Below are 26,871 nucleotides of genomic sequence, written 5' to 3' on the forward strand. Positions count from 1 at the left end.
GTGAGGCTGTTGAGCCCCGCCATTCGTTCGAATCTACAAGACATGAGCGGAGACCGGCCAACCGCTTCATGGGTTCGGTGACTGCACCAGGTGGAGCAGGGCTTGTGTACTGGGCCACACACCGCGTGAACAAGACATGAACAAGTTCGAGGGCCGGCCGTCACCCAGCCCAGCGTGAAGACCCGATTGAGAAGAAGAGAGCCACCATGGACTTCCTTCGCCCCGCAAGCTGGGAGGAGGCGCTCGCCGCCAAGGCCGAGCACCCGACGGCTGTGCCCATCGCCGGGGGCACCGATGTGATGGTCGAGATCAACTTCGACCACCGGCGCCCCGAGTACCTCCTGGACCTCAACCGCATCGGTGAGCTCACCGAGTGGGAGGTGGGCCAGGAGAACGTACGGCTCGGCGCCTCGGTCCCGTACAGCCAGATCATGGAGCACCTGCGGGCCGAGCTGCCCGGTCTCGCGCTCGCCTCGCACACCGTCGCCTCCCCGCAGATCCGCAACCGCGGCGGCGTCGGCGGCAACCTGGGCACCGCGTCCCCGGCCGGTGACGCCCACCCCGCCCTGCTCGCCGCGGGCGCCGAGGTGGAGGCCGAGTCCGTGCGCGGCACCCGGATGATCCCCATCGACGCCTTCTACACCGGCGTCAAGCGCAACGCCCTCGAACCGGACGAGCTGATCCGGGCCGTGCACATCAAGAAGGCCGACGGACCCCAGCAGTATTCCAAGGTCGGCACCCGCAACGCGATGGTCATCGCCGTCTGCGCCTTCGGCCTGGCCCTGCACCCCGAGACCCGCACGGTCCGCACCGGCATCGGATCGGCCGCCCCGACCCCCGTACGGGCGAAGGAGGCCGAGGAGTTCCTGAACGCCGCCCTGGAGGAGGGCGGGTTCTGGGACAGCCGGACGATCATCACCCCGTCCGTCGCCCAGCAGTTCGCCACGCTCGCCGCCGGCGCCTGCAACCCGATCGACGATGTGCGCGGCACCGCGAGCTACCGCCGGCACGCGGTCGGGATCATGGCCCGCCGGACGCTCGGCTGGGCCTGGGAGTCATACCGCGGCAACGGCCGCAGCACCGAAGGAGCCGCCTGATCATGCGCGTCAATTTCACGGTCAACGGCCGCCGTCACGAGGCCGACGACGTCTGGGAGGGCGAGTCCCTCCTCTACGTCCTGCGCGAGCGCATGGGCCTGCCCGGCTCGAAGAACGCCTGCGAGCAGGGCGAGTGCGGCTCCTGCACGGTCCGCCTCGACGGGGTGCCCGTCTGCTCCTGTCTGGTCGCCGCCGGCCAGGTCGAGGGCCGCGACGTCGTCACCGTCGAGGGTCTGGCCGACTTCGCCGCCCACCGCGCCGAGGCCCACCCCGGCACCGGCTGCGCCTCCGGCGCCTGCGGCACCTCCCTCGACCGGGCCAAGCGCTGGAAGGCAGAGCCCGCCGCCGGTGAGGAGACCCGCGACACCGGGGAGCTGTCCCCGATCCAGCAGGCGTTCATCGACGCCGGAGCCGTCCAGTGCGGCTTCTGCACCCCCGGCCTCCTGGTCGCGGCCGACGAGCTCCTGGAGCGCACCCCGCAGCCGTCCGACGCGGACATCCGCGAGGCGCTGTCCGGCAACCTCTGCCGCTGCACCGGCTACGAGAAGATCCTCGACGCGGTCCGCCTCGCGGCCGCCCGCGCGGAAGAAACGGTCTGAGCCATGGGCGTTACCGGTTCCCCCACCAACATCAACCAGGGCACCCGCACCAAGGGCGGCATCGGCGAGTCCACGCTGCGCCCCGACGGCATCCTGAAGGTCACCGGCGAGTTCGCGTACTCCTCGGACATGTGGCACGAGGACATGCTCTGGGGCCACACCCTGCGCTCCACCGTCGCGCACGCGGAGATCGTCTCCATCGACGTCTCCGAGGCGCTGGCCACCTCCGGCGTCTACGCGGTCCTCACCTATGACGACCTGCCGGCCGCGATGAAGAACTACGGCCTGGAGATCCAGGACACCCCCGTCCTCGCCCACGGCCGGGTCCGCCACCACGGCGAGCCCGTCGCGCTCGTCGCCGCCGACCACCCGGAGACGGCCCGCCGCGCCGCCGCGAAGATCCGGATCGACTACCGCGAGCTGCCCGTCGTCACCGACGAGGCGTCCGCGACCGCCCCCGGCGCCCCCCTCATCCACGAGGGCCGCGACGACCACCACATCGGCCATGTGCCGCACCCCAACATCGTCCACCGCCAGCCGATCGTCCGCGGCGACGCTGAGGCGGCCGAGGCACGGGCCGATGTGATCGTCAAGGGCGACTACTACTTCGGCATGCAGGACCAGGCGTTCCTGGGCCCCGAGTCCGGCCTCGCCGTACCCTCCGAGGACGGTGGCGTCGACCTCTACGTGGCCACCCAGTGGCTCCACTCCGACCTGCGCCAGATCGCGCCCGTGCTCGGCCTTCCCGAGGACAAGGTCCGCATGACGCTCTCCGGCGTCGGCGGTGCCTTCGGCGGGCGCGAGGACCTGTCGATGCAGATCCACGCCTGCCTGCTCGCGCTGCGCACCGGCAAGCCCGTGAAGATCGTCTACAACCGCTTCGAGTCCTTCTTCGGGCACGTCCACCGCCACCCGGCCCGGCTCCACTACGAGCACGGCGCCACCCGCGACGGCAAGCTCACGCACATGAAGTGCCGCATCGTGCTGGACGGCGGCGCCTACGCCTCCGCCTCCCCGGCCGTCGTCGGCAACGCCTCCTCGCTGGCCGTCGGCCCGTACGTCATCGAGGACGTCGACATCGAGGCCATCGCGCTCTACACCAACAACCCCCCGTGCGGCGCGATGCGCGGCTTCGGCGCCGTCCAGGCGTGCTTCGCCTACGAGGCGCAGATGGACAAGCTGGCCGCCGAGCTGGACATGGACCCGGTCGAGTTCCGGCAGCTCAACGCCATGGAGCAGGGCACCCTGCTGCCGACCGGACAGGTGGTCGACTCGCCCGCCCCGGTCGCCGAACTGCTGCGCCGCGTCAAGGCGATGCCGATGCCGCCCGAGCGCCAGTGGGAGAGCGCCGGCGAGCACGCCGACGTACGGGCCCTGCCCGGCGGCCTGTCCAACACCACCCACGGCGAGGGCGTCGTACGCGGCGTCGGCTACGCGGTCGGGCTGAAGAACGTCGGCTTCTCCGAGGGCTTCGACGACTACTCCACCGCCCGGGTCCGCATGGAGGTCATCGGCGGCGAACCCGTCGCGACCGTGCACACCGCCATGGCCGAGGTCGGGCAGGGCGGCGTCACCGTGCACGCCCAGATCGCCCGTACCGAACTCGGTGTCTCCCAGGTCACCATCCACCCCGCCGACACGCAGGTGGGCTCCGCCGGATCGACCTCCGCCTCCCGCCAGACGTACGTCACCGGCGGCGCGGTCAAGAACTCCTGCGAGGCCGTCCGCGAACAGGTCCTGGAGATGGGCCGCCGCAAGCTCGGCACCTACCACCCCGCCTGGGCCACCGCCGAACTCCTCCTGGAGGGCGGCAAGGTCGTCACCGACGGCGGCGAGGTGCTGGCGGACATCGCGGACGTCCTGGAGGACGAGGCGATCGATATCGAGCTGGAGTGGCGCCACCGGCCCACCGAGGCCTTCGACCTGCGCACCGGACAGGGCAACGGCCACGTCCAGTACTCCTTCGCCGCGCACCGCGCGGTCGTCGAGGTCGACACCGAGCTCGGCCTGGTCAAGGTCATCGAACTGGCCTGTGCCCAGGACGTCGGCAAGGCGCTCAACCCGCTGTCGGTCGTCGGCCAGATCCAGGGCGGCACCATCCAGGGGATGGGCATCGCCGTCATGGAGGAGATCATCGTCGACCCGGTGACCGCGAAGGTGCGCAACCCCTCCTTCACGGACTACCTCCTCCCCACCATCCTCGACACGCCGACCATCCCGGTCGACGTGCTCGAACTCGCCGACGACCACGCCCCGTACGGGCTGCGCGGCATCGGCGAGGCCCCGACCCTGTCGTCCACCCCGGCCGTCCTCGCGGCGATCCGGAACGCGACGGGTCTGGAGCTCGACCGCACGCCGGTGCGGCCCGAACACCTCACCGGCGTCTGACCGGGGCTCCACCCCAGCTCTCCGGGCGGTGCGTGCCACCGGCGAACGTCACAATTCCCCGGCCCGCACCGCCCGGAGGCCCGGGGCCGCACCGCTCGCGGCCCCGAGCCCCCCGCACCCGGAACAGCGGCAGCCGTTCCGATTCCTTCCTGCATGAACAGTTCGTCTCGGGCCGTCCCCCGGGTCGTGCCGCCAGCGCAGTCATCCCAAATCCCGCATTTCGATTCTTCATCGCGGGTGCCCCTGTGAACCTTGGGAGTCAGGCATCATGACCCAGCAGTCAGTGCAGCCGAAGACCGGTGCGGAGGACGCGGGCCCCGGCTCGCGCGTTCCCGCCGGCAGATCATGGCTCGACCGGTACTTCCACATATCCGAGCGCAACTCGACCGTTGCCCGGGAAGTGCGCGGCGGCGTCACGACCTTCATGGCCATGGCGTACATCCTTCTGCTCAACCCGCTGATCCTCGGCGGCAAGGACGTCGACCAGAACGTACTCAGCCAGCCGGCGCTGATCACCGCCACCGCGCTCGCGGCGGCGGCGACCACCCTGCTGATGGGCTTCGTCGGCAAGGTTCCGCTCGCGCTCGCCGCGGGCCTCAGCGTCTCCGGCGTCCTGTCCTCGCAGGTCGCCCCCGAAATGACCTGGCCGCAGGCCATGGGCATGTGTGTCATGTACGGCCTGGTGATCTGCCTCCTGGTGGTCACCGGTCTGCGTGAGCTGATCATGAACGCGATCCCGCTCCCGCTGAAGCACGGCATCACCATGGGCATCGGCCTGTTCATCGCCCTGATCGGGCTCTACAAGGCCGGCTTCGTCGGCAAGGGCACCGCGACCCCGGTGACCCTCGGCCCCACCGGTGAACTCGCCGGCTGGCCCGTCCTCGTCTTCGCGGTGACCCTGCTGCTCATCTTCATGCTCCAGGCCCGCAACATCCCCGGCGCGATCCTCATCGGCATCGTCGTCGGCACCGTGGTCGCCGTCGTGATCAACAAGGTCGCGGACGTCGACCCGAAGATCTGGAGCAGCGGCCCGCCGGAGCTGAAGGGCTCCGCGGTCTCCTCACCGGACTTCTCGCTCTTCGGTGACGTCGACTTCGGCGGCTGGGGCGACGTCGGCGCGATGACCGTCGGCTTCATCGTCTTCACGCTGGTGCTCGCCGGCTTCTTCGACGCGATGGCCACCATCATCGGCGTCGGTACGGAGGCCGGGCTCGCCGACGACAAGGGCCGCATGCCGGGCCTGTCCAAGGCGCTGTTCATCGACGGCGCGGGCGGCGCGATCGGCGGTGTCGCCGGCGGCTCCGGCCAGACGGTCTTCGTGGAGTCCGCGACCGGCGTCGGCGAGGGGGCCAGGACCGGCCTCGCCTCCGTCGTCACCGGCCTGTTCTTCGCCGCCTGCCTCTTCTTCACCCCGCTCACCGCGATCGTGCCCGCCGAGGTGGCGTCCGCCGCCCTCGTGGTCATCGGCGCCATGATGATGCAGAACGCCCGGCATGTGGACTGGAGCGACCGCTCCGTGGCCATCCCCGTGTTCCTCACGGTGGTCCTGATGCCGTTCACGTACACCATCACCACCGGTGTCGCGGCCGGCGTCATCTCCTACGTCGCCATCAAGGCCGCCCAGGGCCGGGCCCGCGAGGTCGGTGCCTTCATGTGGGGCCTGACGGTGATCTTCATCGTCTACTTCGCCCTGCACCCGATCGAGAGCTGGCTCGGCGTCAGCTGACCCGCCGCTCCCACACCCGCAAGGAGACCGAGATGCTCGACATCGCCGAAGAGCTCGACCGCTGGGCCGGGCAGGGACGCGATTTCGCCGTGGCCACCGTCGTCGCCGTCGGCGGCAGCGCGCCCCGCCAGCCGGGGGCCGCGCTGGCCGTCGACCGCGACGGTACGGCGATCGGCTCGGTCTCCGGCGGGTGCGTGGAGGGCGCGGTGTACGAACTGTGCCGACAGGCCCTCGACGACGGCACCACCGTGCTCGAACGCTTCGGCTACAGCGACGAGGACGCCTTCGCGGTCGGCCTGACCTGCGGCGGCGTCATCGACATCCTGGTGACCCCGGTCCGGGCGGACGACCCCGCCCGCCCGGTGTTCACCGCCGCGCTCGCCGCCGCCGCGCAGGGGGAGGCGGCGGCGGTCGCCCGGATCACCGAAGGGCCCGCCGAACTGCTCGGCCGCCCCCTCCTGGTGCGCTCCGACGGGACGTACGAGGGACGGCTCGGCGGACACCCCGAGCTCGACCGCACCGCCGTGGCCGAGACCCGCGCCATGCTGGACCAGGGCCGCACCGGCACCCTCACCATCGGCGCCGACGGCTCGCGCTGCGGGCAGCCCCTCACGCTGCTCGTGGAGTCCAGCGTCCCGCCGCCCCGGATGATCGTGTTCGGGGCCATCGACTTCGCCTCGGCCCTGGTCCGCGCCGGCAAGTTCCTCGGCTACCACGTCACGGTGTGCGACGCGCGGCCCGTCTTCGCGACGAAGGCCCGCTTCCCGGAGGCCGACGAGCTGGTCGTCGACTGGCCGCACCGCTATCTGGCCGGCACCGCCGTGGACAGCCGCACGGTCCTGTGCGTCCTCACACACGACGCCAAGTTCGACGTGCCCCTGCTGGAGGCGGCGCTCAAGCTGCCCGTCGCGTACGTCGGCGCCATGGGCTCCCGCCGCACCCACCTCCAGCGCAACGACCGGCTCCGCGAGGCCGGGGTCAGCGAACTGGAACTGGCCCGCCTGCACTCACCGATCGGCCTCGACCTCGGAGCCCGTACGCCCGAGGAGACGGCCCTGTCGATCGCCGCCGAGATCATCGCCGTCCGGCGCGGCGGCAGCGGCGCCCCGCTCACCGGCGCGCACACCCCGATCCACCACCCCGGAGGGCTGCCCCCGGTGGGCCGCATCGGCTCGGTGGCCTGAAGTGGCGCGAACTCGCCCCGGCCGCGCGGTGTCCGCGTCCGGCGGGTAGCCGCCACGGCATATTCGCGCCAGGCGCGGACCGCCCCACGGCGGCGCGTTTACCGGTAGATCATGAGCATGACTTTCACCCCCTCCACCGCGACCGGCAGGGCGAGACCCGCTCGCGCCGGGCGACGCACCCTCCTCATAGCCACCGCCGCGGCCCTGATGAGCGGCGCGCTGCTCCCCGTCACGGGAACCGCGTACGCCGCCCCCGCTTCCCCCACCACGGCAACGCCCCGCCCACCCCCGAACTCCTCGCCGCTCTCGCCCGCCTCCCGCTGCCCGCCGCCGACCCGAAGGTGCCCACCGAACAGGCCGTCGCCGCCGACGCGCACTTCGGGCTCGGCGTCCTGCTGCGGCCCTTCCGGCTGCCCCTGCTCCTCGGCCTGCTGCTCGTCGCGCTCGACGCGGGCGCCCAGATCACCGTGCCGGTCCTCGTCCGGTACGGCGTGGACCGGGGCGTCGCCCATCACGCCGGGCACGTCCTGCTCGCCGCGGCCGCTGCCGCCGCCGTGGTGGTGGCCGCCAACTGGCTGATCGGCGTGGCCCAGGTGCGCACCACCGGCCGCACCGGCGAACGCCTCCTCTACACCCTGCGGGTGAAGACGTTCGCCCAGCTCCAGCGTCTCGGCCTCGACTACTACGAGCGCGAACTCGGCGGCCGGATCATGACCCGGATGACCACCGACGTGGACGCCCTGTCGAACTTCCTGCAGACCGGCCTGATCACCGCCGTGGTCAGCCTGCTTACGGTCTCCGGAGTGCTGGTCGCCCTCCTGGTGATCGACGCGGAACTCGCCCTGGTGCTGCTCGCCGCGCTCCCGGTGCTGATCGTGGCCACCGCTGTCTTCCGCCACTACTCGGTCCCCGCCTACCGCGAGGCCCGGGAGCGGATCAGCGCCGTCAACGCCTGCCTCCAGGAGAACGTCACCGCGATCCGCGTCACCCAGGCATTCCGCCGCGAGCAGCGCAACGCCGCCGACTTCGCCGTACTGGCCATGGCGTTCCGGGACTCCCGGCTGCGCGCGCAGCGGTACATGGGCACCTTCTTCCCGTTCGTCGAATTCCTCGGCACGCTCTGCTCGGCGGCCGTGCTCACCGCAGGCGCGGCCCAGGTCCGCTCGGGCGAGCTGAGCGCGGGCACCCTCATCGCGTTCCTGCTGTACGTCGAGCTGTTCTTCTCGCCGATCCAGCAGCTCTCGCAGGTCTTCGACGGCTACCAGCAGGCGGTCGTCGGCCTCGGCCGCCTCCGCACCCTGATGAACACCCCGGCCGGCACCCCGCCCGCCGAGCACCCCCTCCCGGTGCCCGCCCTGCGCGGCGAGGTCGAGTTCGAGGCGGTGTCCTTCGGGTACGCGGGCGGCGGCCACCAGGTCCTGCACGGGGTGAACCTGCGCATCGAACCGGGCGAGACCGTCGCGCTCGTCGGCGCCACGGGCGCGGGCAAGTCCACGGTGGTCAAGCTCCTCGCCCGGTTCTACGACCCCTCGGCCGGCGCGGTCCGGGTCGACGGGCACGACCTGCGCGACCTGGACCTGGCCGCCTTCCGGCGCAGGCTCGGGGTCGTCCCGCAGGAGGCCCACCTGTTCAGCGGCACCGTCCGCGACGCCATCGCCTACGGGCGGCCCGACGCCACGGACGCCGAGGTGGAGCGGGCGGCCCGCGCGGTCGGCGCGCACGACATGGTCGCCGGGCTGCGGCTCGGCTACCTCACCCCGGTGGGGGAGCGGGGCCGCGGCCTCTCCGCCGGACAGCGCCAGCTCCTCGCCCTGGCGCGGGCCGAACTGGTCGACCCCGATGTGCTGCTCCTGGACGAGGCGACCGCCTCGCTGGACCTGGCCACCGAGCGCCGGGTCGCCGCGGCCACCGAGGCCCTGGGCCGCCGCCGTACCACCGTCGTCGTCGCCCACCGGCTGACCACGGCGGCACGGGCGGACCGGGTGGTGGTGCTCGACGCGGGAACCGTGGTCGAGACCGGCACCCACACCGAACTGCTCGCCGCCGGGGGCGCCTACCGGCGGCTGTGGGACGCCTTCCGGGAGACCGGCCCCGGCGCGGCCGTCGACCACCTGAATGTCAGTGAACTCGTCAAGGAGAACGCACGATGACGCAGTACCGCGATTTCGGCCGCACGGGCGTTAAGGTCAGCCCGTTGTGCCTGGGCACCATGATGTTCGGCGCCCGCGGCAACCCCGACCACGACGACAGCATCCGGATCATCCACCACGCCCTGGACGCCGGCATCAACTTCGTGGACACCGCCGACGTCTACTCGGCCGGTGAGTCCGAGACCATCGTCGGCAAGGCGCTCGCCGGCGGGCGCCGCGACAACGTCGTGCTCGCCACCAAGTTCCACGGCAGCCTGGGCACCGACCCCAACGAGCAGGGCAACTCCCGCCGTTGGATCACCCGCGAGGTGGAGAACAGCCTGCGTCGGCTGGGCACCGACTGGATCGACCTCTACCAGGTGCACCGCCCCGAGCCCGGCACCGACTTCGACGAGACCCTGGGCGCCCTCTCGGATCTGGTCCACCAGGGCAAGATCCGCTACATCGGCACCTCGACGTTCGAGCCGTCCGCGATCGTGGAGGGCCAGTGGACCGCCGAACGGCGTGGCCGTGAACGCGTCGTCGCCGAGCAGCCCCCGTACTCGATCCTCGCCCGGGGCATCGAGCGCGAGGTGCTGCCCACCGCCCGGCGGTACGGCCTCGGTGTGCTGTCCTGGAGCCCGCTCGCCGGCGGCTGGCTCTCCGGCCGCTACCGCAAGGGCGCGGGTCAGCCGGACTCCAGCCGGGCCGCACGGCAGGCCGAGCGGTTCGACATCGCGTCCCGGGAGAACGCCGCCAAGCTCGACGCCGCCGAGGCCCTCGCCCAGCTGGCCGAGGAGGCCGGGATCACCCTCGTCCAGGTCGCCCTGGCCTTCGTGCTGGAGCACCCCGCCGTCACCTCGGCGATCATCGGCCCGCGCACCCTGGAGCAGCTGACCAGCCAGCTCGGCGCGGACCGGGTGCGGCTGAGCCAGGACGTGCTGGACCGGATCGACAAGATCGTCCCGCCCGGCACCAACCTCTCGCCCCGGGACGCCGGTTACCACCCGGCGGACCTCACCGACCCGGCCCTGCGCCGCCGTTCGTACCCCGCCGCGTGATCAGACGGCCGGCACCCGGTCCAGGAAGCCGCTGACCGAGGTGATCCGGCCGTCCTCCGCGAGGGCGGCGACATCGAAACCGGCGACGGGCGCCGAGCCGTCGGGCGCCACCAGCTCCCAGCCGAAGCGGACCAGCGCGTGGTGCCCGTCCACCGCGCCGAGGAGACGGAAGACGAAGCCGGGGAACTGCTCCTGGGCTCCGGCGATCGCGGCCGTCAGCTGCTCGTGGCCCCGGACGTCCGCCAGCGGGTCGGTGTACGTGGCGTCCTCGGTGAACGCCGCGGCGACGGCCTTCTCCAGCTCCCCGGGGCCGGCGTTCCAGGCGGCGAAGTAGCGCTGTGCGGCGTCGTCGTACGTGGTCATCGTGGGGTCCCTCCCGTAGGGCTCCCGGCCGGTGGGCCGGAAGCGCTGTGCTCGTGAGGAACACGATGTCCGACGCCGCGCGGAGCGTCGATTACCTGCCGGGTAAGGGGAAAGGGCCCGGTTACGCCTCGTCCCGTCCGTCCGCGATGACGTGCACCGCGGCCTCCTCGGCCGAGGCCGCGGCGCCGTCGATCCCCACGTCCTCGCCCGTCGTGCTGTCCGGGTCGTCGATGTCCAGGTCCCGGGTGAGCCGCCCGGCGCGTACGGTGCCGACCTCGCGGTCCCACGGCTCGCCGTCCCCGTCCACGACATCGCCCACCCCGTCCCCGGGCGGTACGCCGTTCTCGGGCCGTTCGCGCGCGAGCCGGCTCTCCAGGCTCTCGCCCCGGTGCTGCTCGGCCGCCGTGGTGCCCACGTCGTCCACCGCGTACGGGCGCTCGGGCGGCGAGTAGCCCCGGTCCAGCTCGTCGTCGACATCCGGGTCGTCGAGGATGTCCTCCGTATCGAGCTGCTCGATCGGGTCGCAGGCCTGCGACTCTTCCTGGGGCTGATAGACGTCGTCGCCCCGGTCGGCATCATCCATGGCGCTTCCCTTTCCGCGGCGAGGCTCTTTCTCAGGATAGGCAGCGCATGCCCGCCCCCGCAGGGCGCACACATGCGCATCTGCGTCCCGGCCGGGTGTGCGCCACCATGGACAGTGCAGGCCGGGAACCGCCCCCGAGGGGCCGGCCCGGAGATGTCGTCTGGAGAGCCTCGCCATGGATTATCCGGAGAGCTACCAGCTCGTGTTCCAGTCGTCGGCCGTGGAGGACGACACCGTCACCGTCCACCGGACCGCACAGAGCGGAGCGGGCGGTCACCCCGTCTACGAGGACGAGACGGGCATCGTCCGCGCCGAGATCAGCGATCACGAAGAGGTGCGGATGCTCGCCAGCGGTGGCCATCAGCGCCTGGGAACGCCGGTCGCGGTACGCGAACAGGCCGCCTGAGAGCGGCCGGGAACCCACGCCCGGTCCGGGACGCGGAATCGCTCGACCCAGGAGCGCCGCGCCCCGGACCGGGCGTGCGCGTCCGGCTCTTATCACGGGGACACGTACACGTACATCGTGCCGAGGCAGGACAATCCGGCCGCACGCGTCCAACACTTGGTCGAAATTTTGCCCCTGGTGAGGAGTCACAGGAGGACACCAGGCAGACTCACCCTGTAGGAATCTCGCCACGAAGAGGATCACGCATGATCACGTTGAAGAAGGAAGACGGCCCGGCGGACCTGGACGGGGTGACCCACCTCTCCATCGGCGTCTCCTGGGACCCCACCGTCGGCAGCAGTGGCGGGCTGATGGGGAAGCTGAAGCAGAAGAAGGGCACCGACCTCGACCTGATCGCCATCGCGATGCAGGGCGCGGACCCGGTCCGGCTGGCCGGCCTGGACTCCCTGGACCCGCTGGGCAACGGCTCGCTGGCGCACAGCGGTGACAACCAGACCGGCAAGGGCGACGGCGACGACGAGACGGTCACCGTCGACTTCGCCAGGATCCCCTCGAACGTCACGTCGGTCGTCTTCATCGCCGCCGCGTACAAGAAGGGCAGCTCCTTCCAGAACGCGCGCAACGTCAGCATCAAGGTCTACGACGCGACGGGCGGCAGCAGCCAGCAGGTCGCCGACATCTGGCCGAGCCTGCTCACCAGCGACAACGGCTGCGCGGTGGCCAAGGCCATGCGCGTCGGCGCCGGCTGGAAGCTTCAGGTGATCAACGAGACCGGCAAGATCAAGCAGGGCGACGAGCACGCCCTGATGCGCTTCGCGATCAGCAAGTAGTACGGCGAGCGGCCCGGCCCCGGTCCGTGCGCGCCCGGTCAGTCGACCCGGCGCGCGCGGGCCGGGGCCGTCGGGTTCCCGGTCGCCAGCGGCGAACGCGCCAGTTCCACGCACCCCGCCGCGATCAGCCCCAGCGCCAGCAGCTCGGGCAGCACCCACCAGCCGGTGCGCAGCTCCTCGCCGAACAGCGTCACCCCGTACAGGACGCTGATCAGGGCGTCGCCCAGCGTCAGACACGGCTGCACGGCGACGAGCGTGCCGGCCTGAAGGGCGTTCTGCAGCAGGAACAGCGCGCCGACCCCCGCCGCCGCGGTGGCGTACAGCTGCCAGGAGCTGAACAGCGCGCCGGCCCCGCCCTCGTCGAGCCGCGCCATGGCGTCCTTCATCAACGCGGCGGTGAGCGCGTAACCGCAGGCGGCGGCCGTGGCCAGCAGGGCGGCCCGGACATTGCCCCGGGCGGCCAGCGCGCCCGCGATCAGCAGCGCCTCGAACACGCCCGTCAGGATCAGCGCCGGCACCCAGGCGGCCCCGTGCACCGTCTCGCTGCCGCCGCCGGGCGCGGCCGTCGCCATGCCGAGGGCGAGCCCGGCCGTCACCGCGACCACCCCCAGCCAGACGGACCGGGGCAGCCGCGCCCGCATCATGAATCCGGCCAGCAGCAGCGTCGCCGGCAGCTCGATCACGAAGATGGGCTGCACCACGGAGATCGGGCCGGTGGCCAGCGCGACGGCCTGGCAGACGGCGGCGACGATCACCAGGGCGATCCCCGCGAGCCACACCTTCTGGCGCAGCAGATGGCCGATCAGTGACAGCCGCATGGTTTCGGTCTGCGGGACGTCGAGGGCGGCGCGGCGCTGGAGGACGGAGGCGGAGCCGTTGCTGAGGGCGGTCAGGACGGCGAACAGGACGGCGATCACCGGACCATGATGCGGGCGGCCCCGCCGCGAATCCGGCTCCTGCCGGGCGACGGCATGGCGGGCCGGAACCACGTTGTCCCGACGGACCGCGGCCTGGCCCCGAGCGGGCTCCTGAATAGGACAGAATCCGGCCTCATGGCCGCGTAGCGTGCGGTCATGGCCGCGAAGAAGAAGACCTCCACCGCCCCCGCTCCCGTCCCCGTGCTCACGCCGAGGGCGCTGGGGCGGGCGACCCTGGAGCGCCAGCACCTGCTGCGCCGGACCGCGATGAGCGCCCGGGACGCCGTCACCCACCTCGTCGGCCTCCAGGCGCAGAACACCAAGCCGCCGTACTACCAGCTCCTCGCCCGGCTCCAGGGCTTCCGGCCCGCCGAACTGTCCGCGCTGATGGAGTCGCGCGAGGTCGTGCGCATCCCCAGCCTCCGCTCCACCATCCACACCCACACCGCCGAGGACGCCCTCACCCTGCGCCCCCTGATGCAGCCGGCCCTCGACCGGGAACTCACCATGTTCCGCAAGCGGCTCCAGGGCGTGGACCTGGAGCGGGTGCGCGAGCTGAGCCGGGCGTACGTCGAGGAGGCGCCCCGTGCCCCGAAGGAGATCCGCGCACTGCTGCTCACCGAGTGGCCCGAAGCGGACCCGCTGGCCCTGACCATCGCGGCCCGCTGCCTGCTGCCCCTGGTGCAGGTCACCCCGCGCGGCCTCTGGGGCGAGAGCGGCGGCGTCGCGCTCACCACGGTCGAGCGCTGGCTCGGCCGTACGGAGGAGGAGGCGCCCGACATCGAGGCCGCCGCGCTGCGCTACCTCGGCGCGTTCGGCCCCGCATCGGTCAAGGACATGCAGACCTGGGCCGGGCTGACCCGGCTGAAGGAGGTCTTCGAGCGGCTGCGGCCCCGGCTGGTCACCTTCCGCGACGAGCACGGCACCGAACTCTTCGACCTGCCCGAGTTCGACAACGTCCTCCTCGGCCACGCCGACCGCACCCGGGTCATCCCGGCCCACCTCAAGGGGCTCAACGGGGTGGGCAACCAGAACTACGGCAGCGTGCTGGTGGACGGCTTCTTCGCGGCGGTCTGGCGGCTGGACACCCCGCGCGACGCCCCGGCCGTCGTCACTGTGCAGGAGCTGCGCCCGCTCACCGCCGCCGAGCGCGAGGCCCTGTCGGAGGAGGCGGCGGGCCTGGTCGCGACGATGACCCGGGCCGCCGGCCACGACCTCCGGTTCGCCACGTTCGTCGACCTCGGCCGCTGAGGGGTCCCGGGGCCGGCCCGAACGACAGACCCTTTACGGCAGCAGCCCCGCACACAACAGACCCCTACGGCAGCAGCCCCGCACGCCGGGCCGCGACCACCGCCTCCAGCCGTGTGTGCGCCCCGAGCCGCCGCATCGCGGAGCGCAGATACCCCTTCACCGTCTCCGGGCGCAGCCCCAGCCGCTCCGCCGCCACCGCATTGGTGGCGCCCGAGGCGACACAGGCCAGCACATCGACCTCGCGCGGCGCGAGCCGGACCTCCCGCGCCCTGGGCTCCCGGGTGCCCGTCGCCGACGCCAGCCGCCCGCACACCGCGAGCAACTCGTCCCGCAGCGCCGGGTCCAGCACCTTCGGCATCAGGGCACGCAGCTCGCGGTGCGCCTCCCGGACGTCCTCCCAGGCCCCCGTCGCCACCCCGCCCCCGGCGTCCGGCTCCGGGCGGCTCCCGGCCAGCAGCTGCCGCACCTCGTCCCGGACCGCCAGCGCCTGCTCCACATCACGGGCGGCGGCCACCGCCGCGTCGAACGTCCGGTCCCCGAGCGCCAGCGGCTCGCGCAGCGCCCCGTACAGCACACCCCGCACCTTGCGCCGCACCACGACGGGGACGGCCACCACCGAGCGCAGGCCCTCCGCCGCGACGGCCGCGTCGTACTCGTGGCTGATGTGGCGCGAGATGCGGTAGTCGGTCACGGCGCACGGCCTCGACAGGGCCATGGACTTCCCGCCCAGACCGCTGCCCGAGGAGATCAGGAGACCGCGCAGCGCCCCCGTCCGCGCCCCGTTCACCTCGGCGATCCTGGCGTGGCGGGTGTCGGAGAGCAGACCGCCGAACGCCACCGGCAGCCCGCTCGTCCGGCGCAGCCGCAGCAGCGCCGCTTGCATCTCGACCGCCTCGACGGATTCCGGCACCCTGACGCCTCTCTGCCCGCCCCCGATGGAATGGCAGTCCCGCGACACCCCCGTCCGGGGGTGGTGAGACCTGGGTCACTGTTTACATCATGTGAGGACCCGAGGGACCGGGTGGGTCGGTAAAGAGGAGGGCACATGCCGGAAACGAGTGCGACGGAGACGTTCCGGGCGGCCCGGGACTTCCTGCTCCGGCACCGCGAGGACTACGCCGCCGCCCGCGCGGGCTTCCGCTGGCCCCGCGACGACCACTTCAACTGGGCGCTCGACTGGTTCGACGTCATCGCCCGGGACAACGACCGCACCGCCCTGCACATCGTGGAGGAGGACGGCACCCGCACCGAAGTGTCGTTCGCCGAGATGTCCGCCCGCTCCGACCGCGCCGCGAACTGGCTGCGCGCCCAGGGCGTACGCGAGGGCCACCGCGTCCTCGTCATGCTCGGCAACCAGGTCGAGCTGTGGGAGACCGCGCTCGCCGCGATGAAGCTCCGGGCCGTCGTCATCCCCGCGACCCCGCTCCTCGGCCCCGGCGACCTGCGCGACCGGGTCGAGCGCGGCCGGGTCCGGCACGTCCTGGTCCGGGACACCGACACCGCCAAGTTCGACGAGGTGCCCGGCCGCTACACCCGGATCAGCGTCGGCGCCCCGACCGAGGGCTGGCTCGACTACGCGGAGGCCGCCGGGGCACCGCGCCCGTTCACGCCGGACCGCGAGACCGACGCGGACGAGCCGCTGATGCTGTACTTCACCTCCGGCACCACCGCCAGCCCCAAGCTCGTCGAGCACACCCATGTCTCGTACCCCGTGGGCCACTTGGCGACGATGTACTGGATCGGGCTCAAGCCCGGCGACGTCCACCTCAACATCTCCTCGCCCGGCTGGGCCAAGCACGCCTGGTCGAACCTCTTCGCCCCGTGGAGCGCCGAAGCGACCGTCTTCATCTTCAACTACACCCGCTTCGACGCGGGCCGGCTGATGGCCGAGATGGACCGCTCCGGCATCACCAGCTTCTGCGCCCCGCCCACCGTGTGGCGCATGCTCATCCAGGCGGACCTGACCGAGCTGAAGACCCCGCCCCGCGAGGTGGTCGCGGCCGGTGAACCCCTGAACCCCGAGGTCATCGATGCCGTCCGGCGCGCCTGGGGCGTCACCATCCGCGACGGCTTCGGCCAGACGGAGACCGCCGTCCAGGTCGCCAACACCCCCGGCCAGGTCCTCAAGCCCGGCTCGATGGGCCGCCCCAGCCCCGGCTTCGACGTGGTCCTCCTCGACCCGGTGAGCGGGGAGCCCGGAGCCGCCGAGGGCGAGATCTCGCTCGACCTGTCCTCGCACCCGGTGGGCCTGATGACCGGCTACCACGGCGACCCCGAGCGCACGGCCGAGGCGATGGCCGGCGGCTACTACCGCACCGGTGACATCGGCTCCCGCGACGAGGACGGCTACATCACGTACGTCGGACGCGCCGACGACGTCTTCAAGTCCTCCGACTACAAGATCTCCCCGTTCGAGCTGGAGAGCGCGCTGCTGGAGCACGAGGCGGTCGTCGAGGCCGCCGTCGTCCCGGCACCCGACGAGGTCCGCCTCTCCGTCCCGAAGGCGTACGTGGTGCTCGCCGAGGGCTGGGAGCCCGGACCCGACACCGCCAAGGTGCTCTTCGCCCACTCCCGGTCCGTGCTCGCCCCGTACAAGCGGGTGCGCCGGCTGGAGTTCGCCGAACTGCCCAAGACCGTCTCCGGCAAGATCCGCCGGATCGAACTGCGTGAGCGCACCGCCCAGGGCGGCGGCACCGAGTACGCCGAGGGGGACCTGGCATGACCGAGCTGTCCTACGCGCACGGCACGGGCACCACCGCCCTGCTCGGCGACACCATCGGACGCAACCTCGACCGGACCGTGGCCGCCTGGCCCGACCGGGAGGCGCTGGTCGACGTACCGTCCGGCCGGCGCTGGACGTACGCCGAGTTCGCGGCGGACGTCGACGAGCTGGCCCGCGCCCTGATGGCCTCGGGTGTGGCCAAGGGGGACCGGGTCGGGATCTGGGCGGTCAACTGCCCCGAGTGGGTGCTCGTCCAGTACGCCACCGCCCGCATCGGTGCCGTCATGGTCAACATCAACCCCGCATACCGGGCGCACGAGCTGGCGTACGTGCTGAAGCAGGCGGGGATCTCCCTGCTGGCCGCCTCGCTCGCGCACCGCGCCAGCGACTACCGGGCCCTGGTCGACGAGGTCCGCGCCGACTGCCCCGACCTGCGCGCCGTGCACTACATCGGCGACGCCTCCTGGGGCGAACTGCTGTCCGCCGCAACTCAGGTGACGGCCGATCAGCTCGCTGGGCGCGAGGCGGAGCTGTCCTGCGACGACCCGATCAACATCCAGTACACCTCCGGCACCACCGGCTTCCCCAAGGGTGCGACGCTCTCGCACCACAACATCCTCAACAACGGCTACTTCGTGGGGGAGTTGGTCGCCTACACCGAGCAGGACCGGGTCTGCCTGCCGGTGCCCTTCTACCACTGCTTCGGCATGGTGATGGGCAATCTCGGCATCACCTCGCACGGCGCCTGCATCGTGATCCCGGGCCCCTCCTTCGAGCCCGCCGCCGTCCTGAGCGCCGTACAGCAGGAGCGCTGCACCTCGCTGTACGGGGTGCCCACGATGTTCATCGCCGAGCTGAACCTGCCGGACTTCGGCTCGTACGACCTCTCCTCGCTGCGCACCGGGATCATGGCCGGGTCGCCGTGCCCGGTCGAGGTGATGAAGCGGGTGGTGGCCGAGATGCACATGGAGGAGGTGTCCATCTGCTACGGCATGACGGAGACCTCCCCGGTGTCCACCCAGACCCGCCGCGACGACGACCTGGAGCGCCGCACCGGCACGGTCGGCCGCGTCATGCCGCACATCGAGGTCAAGGTGATCGATCCGGCGACCGGGGTGACCCTGGAGCGCGGGAAGTCCGGCGAGCTGTGCACCCGGGGCTACAGCGTGATGCTCGGCTACTGGGACCAGCCCGAGCGGACCGCCGAGGCGATCGACGCGGGCCGCTGGATGCACACCGGGGACCTCGCCGTCATGCGTGAGGACGGCTACGTACAGATCGTCGGCCGCATCAAGGACGTGATCATCCGGGGCGGAGAGAACATCTACCCGCGCGAGATCGAGGAGTTCCTGTACCGCCACCCCAAGATCGCCGATGTGCAGGTGGTCGGCGTGCCCGACGAGCGGAACGGCGAGGAGGTGCTGGCCTGCGTCATCCCCGCCGACCCGGCCGACCCGCCGGCCCTGGAAGACGTACGGGCCTTCTGCGAGGGGCAGTTGGCGCACTACAAGGTGCCGCGCCTGCTCCAGATCCTGGAGACCTTCCCGATGACGGTCAGCGGCAAGGTCCGCAAGATCGAACTCCGGGAGAACTTCGGGCGTTAGGGCGCACCGGGCGGGCGGGACCTCGCGGACGCGCCCCGACGGCTCAGGCCGCCTCGATCACGTCCCCCGCGTCGCCCCGCGTCGCCGCCGCCCACTGGAGGAGCAGCACCTCGTAGGCCGCGGACTCCACGGGGGACCAGTCCTGGCCCGCGCGGGCGTCCACAAGCGCGCGAATCGCCTCGTTGGCCTCCAGGGCGGAGCGCCTGGGGAGCGCGGGGGCGTGCGCGGGCGTGTCCGAGGGTGGTGAAGTCCGTGGAGTTAAGACCATGCGCTCCACTGTAGGGCCCGCCACTGACAACGAACCGCACATCGGGGGCCGTTGGCCAGAACGTGACGGATCACACGCAGTGTGGCCGGGCGGTTTCTGTGAGGCACGACACGCGGACCGGTCCCCGTGTCCGAAAATGTGGGTCCGTGCGCGATCAGGCGCCGGTGCTGACGAGTTCGTCCGCCGCGCCGTTCACCGGCTGCGGGGAGCCGGTGAGGTCCACGACGAACAGCGGGACGCGCAGCGCGTCCGCCCGCTCCCGGGCCTCCGGCACGTAGCCCGCGAGCGAGAACAGCACCCCGCGCACCGAGCCGTTGAGCGCGTTGAGCCAGAGGCACTCGACATCGCGCAGGGCGGTCGGCCGGGTGGTCGAGTCGACCTGCGCGATCAGCCCGGCCGCCCGCAGGTCGATCCGGGACGCGGGGCGATTCACCGGGTGCGTGACGTCGCGGAAGCCCAGCCACGACAGATAGAGCGCCGCAGCCGCGACCGCGTCGTCCGCGGTGCGGATCGTCAGCGGGTGGAACGCCGGCCGGGGAGCCGCGGCCGTGCGCGGCAGCGGTATGTGCGCGGGCCGGACCGCCCCGGCGGACGCCACCGGCCGCACCGGCACCCGCAGCACCGCCCCGCACGGGCAGCACAGCTCGGGCTGCGGCCACTGGTCGTGCCGCCCGCAGCCCCGGCAGCGCACGGTCACCCAGTCGTCGTTCCAGGTGCGGTGGGTGATCGGGGTGACGGGCGCGCCGCGCAGCAGCGGCGGGGCGGTCGGCTCCCCGCACGGGCAGGGGTAGACGGGGGTCACGTACGCGTGGTCGCGGCGGCAGTCCGGGCACCGTACCGGCACTGACTCCACCCGGGGCTCCTTCCGTACCGCTGCCGTAATCCACCCATGCTCCACCAAGAGTCCGCCGCCGGGTGGGGAATCGCGCCACTTGCCGCCCTTCTCCGCGCTCTGCTCCCGTCCCTTGACGGCGGTCCGGGCACGCCTTAGATTTGCTTCCACATAACAGAAGAAACTTTCCGCATTACGGAATAGGTGCTCTCAGGTGGCGCGAAGAGCCCGACTCCACCCAGGGACGAGCAGGAGCACTCAATGCCTCGTATGACCGCTGCCCGCGCGGCAGTCGAGATCCTCAAGCGCGAAGGCGTCAGCAACGCGTTCGGTGTGCCGGGCGCCGCGATCAACCCCTTCTACGCGGCCCTCAAGGCGGCCGGCGGTGTGCACCACACGCTCGCCCGCCACGTCGAGGGCGCCTCCCACATGGCGGAGGGCTACACCCGGGCCCGTCCGGGCAACATCGGCGTCTGCATCGGTACGTCGGGGCCCGCCGGCACCGACATGATCACCGGCCTGTACTCCGCCATCGCGGACTCGATCCCGATCCTGTGCATCACCGGCCAGGCCCCGACCGCCGTCCTGCACAAGGAGGACTTCCAGGCCGTCGACATCGCCTCGATCGCCGCCCCGGTCACCAAGGCCGCCACCACCGTCCTCGAGGCCGCGCAGGTCCCGGGCGTCTTCCAGCAGGCGTTCCACCTGATGCGTACGGGCCGCCCCGGCCCGGTCCTCATCGACCTGCCGATCGACGTGCAGCTCACCGAGATCGAGTTCGACCCCGACCTGTACGAGCCGCTGCCGGTGCACAAGCCCGCCGCGACCCGCAAGCAGATCGAGCGTGCTCTGGAGATGCTGAACGCCTCCAAGCGCCCGCTGCTCGTCGCCGGCGGCGGCATCATCAACGCCGACGCGTCGGAACTCCTCGTCGAATTCGCCGAGTTGACCGGTGTCCCGGTCGTCCCCACCCTCATGGGCTGGGGCATCATCGCCGACGACCACGAGCTGAACGCCGGCATGGTCGGCCTCCAGACCTCGCACCGCTACGGCAACGCGAACTTCCTGGAGTCCGACTTCGTGCTCGGCATCGGCAACCGCTGGGCCAACCGCCACACCGGCAAGCTCGACGTCTACACGGCGGGCCGCACGTTCGTCCACGTGGACATCGCGCCCACCCAGATCGGCAAGATCTTCGCCCCGGACCTCGGCATCGTCTCCGACGCGAAGGCGGCGCTGGAACTGTTCGTGGAGGTCGCCCGTGAACTGAAGGCGGCGGGGCGTCTGAAGGACCGCTCGGCGTGGGCGGCGTCCACGCAGGAGCGCCGCGCGACCCTGCAACGCCGTACGCACTTCGACAACGTGCCGCTGAAGCCGCAGCGGGTGTACGAGGAGATGAACCGCGCGTTCGGCCCGGAGACCCGGTACGTCACGACGATCGGCCTCTCCCAGATCGCGGGCGCCCAGATGCTCCACGTGTACCGCCCGCGCCACTGGATCAACTGCGGCCAGGCGGGCCCGCTGGGCTGGACGATCCCGGCCGCGCTGGGCGTCGCCACGGCCGACCCCGAGGGCTCGGTCGTCGCGCTCTCGGGCGACTACGACTTCCAGTTCATGCTGGAGGAGCTGGCGGTGGGCGCCCAGCACCGCATCCCGTACGTGCACGTGCTGGTCAACAACTCGTACCTGGGCCTGATCCGCCAGGCGCAGCGCAACTTCGACATCGACTTCCAGGTCAACCTGGAGTTCGAGAACATCAACTCCCCGGAGCTGGGCGTCTACGGCGTCGACCACGTCAAGGTCGTCGAGGGCCTGGGCTGCAAGGCCATCCGCGTCACCGAACCGGACGCCCTCCTCCCGGCCTTCGAGGAAGCCAAGAAGCTGGCCGCGGAACACCGCGTCCCGGTGGTGGTCGAAGCGATCCTGGAACGCGTCACGAACATCGCGATGAGCGGCACGGACATCGCGTCGGTCAACGAGTTCGAGGACGTGGCGACGGAGCCCGGCCACGCCCCGACGGCGATCAGGCCGTACGTGGGGGCGTGACGGCGTAGCGCCCGTAACCGGACGCGAAGAGCACCTGCGGAACTCCGCAGGTGCTCTTTCCGTTTGGCGCTCGTCACACGATCTTGTTCGGCTCTTCTTGCAGACCTTGACCGATGGCTAGATTCGGTGGATAGCAGCGTCGGCGGTCGAGCGCGTTGCAACGCAGGCGGCGACTCTGCCGCTGCTGTACCGGAGGCGGCTGCCGACGTGACCGTCAGGGCCACGATCGTGGCGGCGAGCCGGGAAACGAGCGGCCGGCGCCCGCAAAGCCCGGCAGGGCGAGCGCCTGACACCCCGATGTGTCACACCCCTCCGCCATGCTCTTCGACATGAACGAGAACGCCTTTTGGCAGCTCATCGAAGCGTGTAGCCCCGCTGTCCCCGACCCCGAAGGCGATGAGCTTGCCGCTGTCCTGACCGCCCGCCTGACGAACGGCCCTGTATCTGACGTGGTCGGCTTCGCCGAGCAGCTTTCCTGGGCCCTGTACAGGCTGGACCGCAAGGAATACGGCGATGGCCTGTCGAGCGATCAGTTCCTCTACACCCGGGCTGCGGTCGTCGCGGCCGGCCGAGAGGAATTCGAGCGCGTACTTCGAGCCCCAGAGCGGTTCATGCCGTACGTCAGCGACCTCGTCTGGGCCGAAGCCCTGCTCTACGTGCCCGACAACGCGTACAAGCACCTCACCGGTGACGAATGGGACCGCAGCACCCCCTACAGCTACGAGTCCTACTCCAACACAGCCGGGTGGACCGCCGCATAGGCGCCCGCAGTCGTTCCTGCCTTCAACCAGACGGGCTTAGTTACAATCCTCGGCATGGGAATGCTCGCTGCGGAATGGTACGAATCCGATACCTTCTGGACTGCGGCTGGCGTGATTGCGGCAGTCGTCGTCGGACTAGGGGCCATCTGGGCAACGCTCCGCGCAGCGCGCCCAAAGCTCCGCCTTCTCTTCTGGGTTTGCTCGGATACGCCGCTTCTCAACACCTCGGGCAACGACGTCGCCGACACCCTGACAGTGCTGCACAACTCTGTCGTGCTCACGGAACCCAGGGTCGTAGAGGTGCAATTGATCAACGCCGGCAGGCGAGACATCGCTGCTTCGATGTTCCACGACGGTGATCCGATTTGCCTGGACCTCGGAATCTGCATCGTGGCGCTACTGGAGGTATCTACCACTTCGGCGACTCACCGCCCCCCTGCCGTCGAGGTTGCGGGTAACACCTTGACGATTGCTCCGAGCCTCCTTGCTCGCCAGCAGGCCGTGACCTTTTCACTCTTGGTTGACGGCCCATCCCCGGCGCTCACCTGCCTCGCGTCGCTGACTGACGTCGATGTGCAACCGGTTCGGCAACAGCCGCGGCAGTCGGCGAGGGCGGCTGTCTTCGCGGCGAATGTGGCGCAAGGGCTTCTAGCACCCACCACCACCAACGCGCTGGGTGAGCTGCTGGGGGACTGGAGCGGCAGGCGTATGGGACGGCGAAGTTTTCCGCGGCGTTAGCCAGTGACTGCCGCACACTATGAGCTTGCAGCACGATCATGATTGGGCCTTCTCGAGGCGTCTCCAGCAGATGAGGCAGCAGGCGAGGGAGATGAAGGCGTCCCTTGCGACGGGCAGGATCCGTCGGTGACGGAGCTTGTTGTGGTGGGCGTTGGAGTCCCTGCAAGCGGAGCCGGCGCGACACCGGCTGCGGCCCCGGCGACCGATCCGGCCACGGAGGCAGCAACGGCTCGACCAGAGCCCATAACTCATCGTCCACGATCACGGTCGAGTACCCACACCCTCGCGAACGGCCGAATCGCCACACCGGTTACGCCCCACCAGCACACTTCAGCAAGATCGTGCTACAAGCTCTAGGCATAGGCGAATCGGTGTCCACTACTCGCCCGGTGAGTCGCGCGGGTATGAGTCACGTTCCCGTCCCCCTCGGCAGATCAGCGGCTTCGGATTGACTGGTCTCGATTACCGGCGCTGCAGGGGATGACGGCGACATGCAGTGAAGAGGACCGTACGGTCGGACTGTTGTCGTGGTTGGTATTCAGAGCAGGTGCTGATTGGAGGTCTGTGCGGATTTCGTGTACTCGGGCATCGTTACGACTGTTACGCCCGTGGCTTCTAGGGCCTTAGTTCCGTTTGCGTTGGAGACGAAGGTGTCTGGCTCGGTCCAGGCCGTTACTACGCGGCGCAGGCCAGAATCCGTGATGAGCTGGGCACACGGGTGGGGGCGAGAGGCCCGTTTGGCGCAGGGTTCCAGGGAGCTGTAGATCGTCGCTGTGGTGAGGCGGGGGTCCTGGGGTGGCAGCTTGGCCAGGGCCGCTTCTTCGGCGTGGTCGTGGGGGTCGGATTCACGGGAGTAGCCGTCGGAGAGTTCGGTCCCGTCTGCGGCGACGATTACCGCGCCCACGCTGAACGCGGTTTCCGAGGGCGGGCAGTGGGTGGCCAGTTCGCAGGCGCGGGCGAGCCATCTGCCGTCTGCGGCGTTCGCCTCACGGCCAGTGCCCGGCGCGTCGGGTGAGGGGGGCGTCGTACTCATCGTGGCTCCGTCGAGGTGTCCTTGGGGGCGTACCTCAGGAGTACCACGTCGTCGATCTGGCGCGTCTCCAGCAGCCGCAGGCGCGCGGCGGGGCCGCCCGGGTAGGCGGCCGGGCCGAGCATGCGTACCGCGTCCGGCTGGCCGACGAGCAGCGGGGCGACCACGAGGTGCAGTTCGTCGGCCAGGCCCGCCGAAAGGAGTTGGGTGTGGACGGTCCCGCCGCCCTCCACCATGAGCCGCTTGACGCCGTACACATCTCCCAGGGCATCGAGAGCAGCCGGCCACACGGACTCGGCGGGGACGGCGTGGACCGTCGCCAGGTCACCGAGGTTGGCGAGGGCCTTGCTGGTGGCCGCTTCGCCGGCGGCCAGGACGAGCTTGTCTCCGCCGTGGTGCCAGAACTTCCAGTCCGGGTCGAGGTCTCCCGTGGCGGTGACGGTGACTTTAAGGGGGTACTCCGACTGACCGGAAGCCAGCCTGTCCGCTCTGTGCTGTGCCGAGTTGACCAGCAGGCGGGGGTTGTCGGCGCGCAGTGTCCCGGCGCCGACGAGAATGGCATCGACGCCGGCGCGTACGGAGTCGACCCGGTCGAAGTCCGCCTTGTTGGACAACATGAGCCGGTCCTCGCCCGGACGGGTGTCGAGGTGACCGTCGATCGATACGGCTGCGGAGAGTAGGACGTACGGGCGTGCCATGGATTCTCCCGGATTCTGGCGCCGATGGGTCAGGCAGGGTGTAGGACGATTCGGTCGAGCGCGGCTCGGAACTCGTCGACGCCGTCCTCTTCGGCTACGGGGGCCAAGGCCACATCGAGCCGGTCGAGTTGCTTGTAGATGCGCGCGGAGCCGGTCTCGGCGGCGATCCCCACGGCCTGTACACCGATTCGAGCAGCCAGGGTTGTGTTGCCCGCTCCCGCGTGCGCACGAGCAGCACGGGCCAGGTAGACCCCACGGTCCCGTCGGTAGACGGCCGGAAGCCCTGCGATGGCGTTGTCGAAGCCGATAGCCGCCAGTTCGTAGTCACCCAGGGTGGCAAGGGAGCGGGCGCGGGCGGTATCGATGTAGGCCATGTCGAGCCAGGAGCCCCACACCGAGTCGGCCTCCGCGCGACCAAGCAGCGTGCACGCGGCGTCGTAGGCCCTCTTCGCTTCATTCCCTTCGCCCAGCACGGCATGAGCATGAGCTTCGTGAAGGACAGCGATGACTTCGAGACGGCTGCCGGAAGGAGCAGTGCGCCGGGCGGCGGCGGCGAGTCCGAGTGCGTCGGCTGCGTAGCCGGTGTCGACCGCGAGTTGGGCCTTGCGCCCCAGGATGTAAGCGGTCAGAGCGGTGTCGCCGGTGATGTGGGAGGCGTCGAGAGCCTTGGCGGTATAGCCGTGGGCAGCACGGTCGTCACCGATGTCCTGGGCGAACCAGCCTGCCAGTTCCTCGTACCGCGTCTCCAGAGCGAGGAGCCTGATGGCGTCAGTGCCACGAGCGGCTCGGCGTCGGGACGCGAGAGAGGCGAGATGCTGTTGCAGCGCGGGCAGCAAGTGCCGAGGCCCGATCAGGTTGTCCGTCTGGATCATGACTCGACGGAGCTGGGAGAAGTGCTCCAGGGGTGAGCCCATCTCGGCAAGTTCGTCAGCGGCTGCCGCTTTGGGAAGAGCCGCTGAGGCCAGGCCGGCAAGGCCGGAGGCAAGAACAACGCGGCGGGGCACGGGCACGAAGAGGATCCTTCCGTTGATACGAGCTGGTACGACGACCAGGTCCGTGTCGCCCTCGCCCAAGCCTGCCTGTTCGAAGGGACTCAGAGCCAGGGGCTCCGGGGGGATGGCCCCATGCCCCCTTGTCGTGGCCCCATGAACGGCCCCCTCGACTCTGGACACCGAAGCAGCCCCGTTCCTCCCGGCTTCGATTTCCGCCCTCTCCCAACCCCGCACCAGCGCGCCGGCGGCATCCAAGGCCTTGTCGAGGCGCACGGCGGCGGCGCGTGGAACTGGACGCTCGGCACGCTCGAAGCGCCCGATATGGGAGCGGTCGATCAACGCCCTTCGGGCGACGACTTGCTGAGCGAGTCCGCGGGCCTCGCGGAACTGACGTAACTCGCATCCCCAGCGGTGCCACGGACCGGCATCGGGCGTCAGTTCGTTCGGCCGTTGCCCCATATGTCCTCCTCCCTCGCTGTGCTGCATTGTCGAGCGTGGACCGAGCAATGGGGTCGGACCCGACTCAATGGGGCGCGTGGGGCCATCAAGTGGGGCCCCATGCAAGGCCTCCCGGTGGGACGGCCTATCGATTTCACTATTGGCACGAGTCGTTCACACGCTATCCGAACGACCCAAGCGGCGATCC

21 protein-coding genes and 3 pseudogenes are annotated in these 26,871 nt (G+C 70.9%); 15 read left to right on the forward strand and 9 right to left on the reverse strand.

Annotated elements, in window-relative coordinates; translation table 11 throughout:
- Positions 1–206 precede the first annotated feature (206 nt).
- The 7 genes and pseudogenes from EAO73_RS01330 to EAO73_RS01360 all read left to right on the forward strand — a co-directional run bounded on the left by EAO73_RS01330 (position 207) and on the right by EAO73_RS01360 (position 10,184).
- Positions 207–1,097 (forward strand): FAD binding domain-containing protein, encoded by an 891-nt coding sequence (locus EAO73_RS01330; RefSeq protein ID WP_093704895.1) that lies wholly within the window; start codon positions 207–209, stop codon positions 1,095–1,097.
- 2 nt (positions 1,098–1,099) lie between these two features.
- Positions 1,100–1,696 carry a (2Fe-2S)-binding protein gene (locus EAO73_RS01335; RefSeq protein ID WP_147969603.1) on the forward strand — a complete coding sequence of 199 codons (597 nt, stop codon included), beginning with the start codon at positions 1,100–1,102 and terminating at the stop codon, positions 1,694–1,696.
- Between the two features lie 3 nt (positions 1,697–1,699).
- Complete coding sequence (locus EAO73_RS01340) at positions 1,700–4,084, forward strand: xanthine dehydrogenase family protein molybdopterin-binding subunit (RefSeq protein ID WP_147969604.1); 2,385 nt, start codon at positions 1,700–1,702, stop codon at positions 4,082–4,084.
- 268 nt (positions 4,085–4,352) lie between these two features.
- The gene (locus EAO73_RS01345) at positions 4,353–5,810 is read left to right on the forward strand and encodes an NCS2 family permease (RefSeq protein ID WP_147969605.1); all 1,458 of its coding nucleotides are present in this window, start codon (positions 4,353–4,355) and stop codon (positions 5,808–5,810) included.
- A 32-nt stretch (positions 5,811–5,842) separates the two neighbouring features.
- The gene (locus EAO73_RS01350) at positions 5,843–6,994 is read left to right on the forward strand and encodes an XdhC family protein (RefSeq protein WP_147969606.1); all 1,152 of its coding nucleotides are present in this window, start codon (positions 5,843–5,845) and stop codon (positions 6,992–6,994) included.
- A gap of 269 nt (positions 6,995–7,263) precedes the next feature.
- Positions 7,264–9,144 (forward strand): annotated as a pseudogene (locus EAO73_RS01355) (ABC transporter ATP-binding protein); the annotation flags it as partial.
- Positions 9,141–10,184, forward strand: coding sequence for an aldo/keto reductase (locus tag EAO73_RS01360; protein ID WP_147969607.1), 1,044 nt, complete (start codon positions 9,141–9,143; stop codon positions 10,182–10,184). The pseudogene EAO73_RS01355 and the gene EAO73_RS01360, both read left to right, overlap by 4 nt.
- Here EAO73_RS01360 and EAO73_RS01365 read toward each other — a convergent pair whose 3' ends face one another.
- Together EAO73_RS01365 and EAO73_RS01370 are read right to left on the reverse strand one after the other, a co-directional pair.
- Positions 10,185–10,547 carry a nuclear transport factor 2 family protein gene (locus EAO73_RS01365; RefSeq protein ID WP_147969608.1) on the reverse strand — a complete coding sequence of 121 codons (363 nt, stop codon included), beginning with the start codon at positions 10,545–10,547 and terminating at the stop codon, positions 10,185–10,187.
- 121 nt (positions 10,548–10,668) lie between these two features.
- Positions 10,669–11,130: a DUF5709 domain-containing protein gene (locus EAO73_RS01370; RefSeq protein ID WP_147969609.1), complete on the reverse strand. Its 462-nt coding sequence runs from the start codon at positions 11,128–11,130 to the stop codon at positions 10,669–10,671.
- A gap of 175 nt (positions 11,131–11,305) precedes the next feature.
- On the opposite strand from EAO73_RS01370, the gene EAO73_RS01375 reads away from it, so the two are divergent.
- Positions 11,306–11,536, forward strand: a complete 231-nt coding sequence (locus tag EAO73_RS01375) for a DUF6296 family protein (RefSeq protein WP_018523784.1) — start codon at positions 11,306–11,308, stop codon at positions 11,534–11,536.
- A 245-nt stretch (positions 11,537–11,781) separates the two neighbouring features.
- Positions 11,782–12,366: a TerD family protein gene (locus tag EAO73_RS01380; RefSeq protein ID WP_147969610.1), complete on the forward strand. Its 585-nt coding sequence runs from the start codon at positions 11,782–11,784 to the stop codon at positions 12,364–12,366.
- Positions 12,367–12,404: 38 nt separating this feature from the next.
- Here the strand turns inward: EAO73_RS01380 and EAO73_RS01385 are convergent, their stop codons facing one another.
- Positions 12,405–13,283: a DMT family transporter gene (locus EAO73_RS01385; RefSeq protein ID WP_147969611.1), complete on the reverse strand. Its 879-nt coding sequence runs from the start codon at positions 13,281–13,283 to the stop codon at positions 12,405–12,407.
- Positions 13,284–13,439: 156 nt separating this feature from the next.
- Here EAO73_RS01385 and EAO73_RS01390 point away from each other — a divergent pair, with 156 nt between their 5' ends.
- On the forward strand, positions 13,440–14,534 hold the full coding sequence (locus EAO73_RS01390) for a winged helix DNA-binding domain-containing protein (RefSeq protein WP_147969612.1): 1,095 nt from the start codon (positions 13,440–13,442) through the stop codon (positions 14,532–14,534).
- A gap of 64 nt (positions 14,535–14,598) precedes the next feature.
- Here EAO73_RS01390 and EAO73_RS01395 read toward each other — a convergent pair whose 3' ends face one another.
- The gene (locus EAO73_RS01395; protein ID WP_147969613.1) at positions 14,599–15,444 is read right to left on the reverse strand and encodes a response regulator transcription factor; all 846 of its coding nucleotides are present in this window, start codon (positions 15,442–15,444) and stop codon (positions 14,599–14,601) included.
- Positions 15,445–15,579: 135 nt separating this feature from the next.
- Here EAO73_RS01395 and EAO73_RS01400 point away from each other — a divergent pair, with 135 nt between their 5' ends.
- Both EAO73_RS01400 and EAO73_RS01405 read left to right on the forward strand, forming a co-directional pair.
- Entirely contained in the window at positions 15,580–17,256 is a 1,677-nt protein-coding gene (locus tag EAO73_RS01400; RefSeq protein ID WP_147969614.1) for an AMP-binding protein, read from the forward strand.
- A complete protein-coding gene (locus tag EAO73_RS01405) occupies positions 17,253–18,860 on the forward strand; it encodes an AMP-binding protein (RefSeq protein ID WP_147969615.1) in 1,608 nt (535 codons plus the stop codon). The genes EAO73_RS01400 and EAO73_RS01405 overlap by 4 nt, the downstream gene beginning before the upstream one ends.
- Before the next feature lie 43 nt (positions 18,861–18,903).
- Here EAO73_RS01405 and EAO73_RS01410 read toward each other — a convergent pair whose 3' ends face one another.
- Positions 18,904–19,128, reverse strand: coding sequence for a hypothetical protein (locus tag EAO73_RS01410; RefSeq protein ID WP_018523791.1), 225 nt, complete (start codon positions 19,126–19,128; stop codon positions 18,904–18,906).
- 154 nt (positions 19,129–19,282) lie between these two features.
- The gene (locus tag EAO73_RS01415; protein WP_147969616.1) at positions 19,283–19,981 is read right to left on the reverse strand and encodes a hypothetical protein; all 699 of its coding nucleotides are present in this window, start codon (positions 19,979–19,981) and stop codon (positions 19,283–19,285) included.
- 249 nt (positions 19,982–20,230) lie between these two features.
- Here EAO73_RS01415 and gcl point away from each other — a divergent pair, with 249 nt between their 5' ends.
- From gcl to EAO73_RS01430, 3 genes are all read left to right on the forward strand, one after another.
- A complete protein-coding gene (gene gcl, locus EAO73_RS01420; RefSeq protein ID WP_147969617.1) occupies positions 20,231–22,006 on the forward strand; it encodes a glyoxylate carboligase in 1,776 nt (591 codons plus the stop codon).
- A 329-nt stretch (positions 22,007–22,335) separates the two neighbouring features.
- Positions 22,336–22,767 carry a DUF4240 domain-containing protein gene (locus EAO73_RS01425; protein WP_224756136.1) on the forward strand — a complete coding sequence of 144 codons (432 nt, stop codon included), beginning with the start codon at positions 22,336–22,338 and terminating at the stop codon, positions 22,765–22,767.
- Positions 22,768–22,821: 54 nt separating this feature from the next.
- Positions 22,822–23,505, forward strand: coding sequence for a hypothetical protein (locus tag EAO73_RS01430; protein ID WP_147969619.1), 684 nt, complete (start codon positions 22,822–22,824; stop codon positions 23,503–23,505).
- A 154-nt stretch (positions 23,506–23,659) separates the two neighbouring features.
- Here the strand turns inward: EAO73_RS01430 and EAO73_RS36300 are convergent.
- The 3 genes and pseudogenes from EAO73_RS36300 to EAO73_RS01445 form a co-directional block, all read right to left on the reverse strand.
- Positions 23,660–23,770, reverse strand: a pseudogene (locus tag EAO73_RS36300) (IS5/IS1182 family transposase); the annotation flags it as partial.
- A gap of 273 nt (positions 23,771–24,043) precedes the next feature.
- Positions 24,044–25,233 (reverse strand): annotated as a pseudogene (locus EAO73_RS35820) (dihydrofolate reductase family protein).
- A gap of 29 nt (positions 25,234–25,262) precedes the next feature.
- On the reverse strand, positions 25,263–26,684 hold the full coding sequence (locus EAO73_RS01445; protein ID WP_191133893.1) for a helix-turn-helix domain-containing protein: 1,422 nt from the start codon (positions 26,682–26,684) through the stop codon (positions 25,263–25,265).
- Positions 26,685–26,871 lie beyond the last annotated feature (187 nt).

Source organism: Streptomyces sp. col6, from assembly GCF_008042035.1.
Taxonomy (GTDB): Bacteria; Actinomycetota; Actinomycetes; order Streptomycetales; family Streptomycetaceae; genus Streptomyces.